Origin of the sequence: Halomonas sp. ND22Bw (genome assembly GCF_003011945.1) — a bacterium.
In the GTDB taxonomy this organism is placed as follows: Bacteria; Pseudomonadota; Gammaproteobacteria; order Pseudomonadales; family Halomonadaceae; genus Halomonas; species Halomonas halophila.
Map to the genome: position 1 here is coordinate 1 of NZ_PXWD01000063.1, position 602 is coordinate 602.

The following is a 602-nucleotide window of genomic DNA, read 5'->3' on the forward strand; positions in this document are numbered from 1 at the left end:
GCCCTGTTTCGGATCGCGCACGACATCATAGCCAAGCCCGATCGCCTCCTTGGCGAGTTCGGCTCTGTAAATGCGGCCCAAAAGCTGGCTGTGCTTGAACATCTGAAGCGTTTCGAGCGCACGGACTTTTCCCGTCGATGGCTCGACGGTCGCGTTGGCTACGATGACGTGAGTGTGCCGCTGGGGGTCGCCGGCCCGCGAAGTCCCGTGGACGGTCTGAGCGTATAGAAGGTTGCCGGTCTGGACTTCCTTGATCTTGCCCTGGTCGCGCACACGGGTGATGGCGAAATGCTTCTCGGCATAGGCCATTGCTGTGTTGACGGCCTTATCGTGGGCCTTGTCGAGACGGTCGTCCTTGCCGACGAGGATGGCCAGACTGACGGACTTGGGCGCGGAGAAGGTCAAGTCCCAGCCCGCTCTATGTTTGCCATCAGCCTGGGCGTCGGGCCGCTCCGGATCCTTGAAGGCCTCATGCTTGCCCTCCAAGACCGCCTTGAAGTCTTCCGGTCTGGCCTTGCCGGTCAGGCCTACCTTCTCGGCCCCCTTCCCTCCCCACTCTAGACCCGGCGTGTCAGCCTCTCCGGTGACGTAGTAGTCGTCCT

1 protein-coding gene is annotated in these 602 nt (G+C 62.1%); it reads right to left on the minus strand.

The window, feature by feature from the left end; all coding sequences use genetic code 11:
* The coding region (gene mobF, locus CVH10_RS16965; RefSeq protein ID WP_146142959.1) for a MobF family relaxase at positions 1-602 on the minus strand (602 nt) is incomplete at both ends.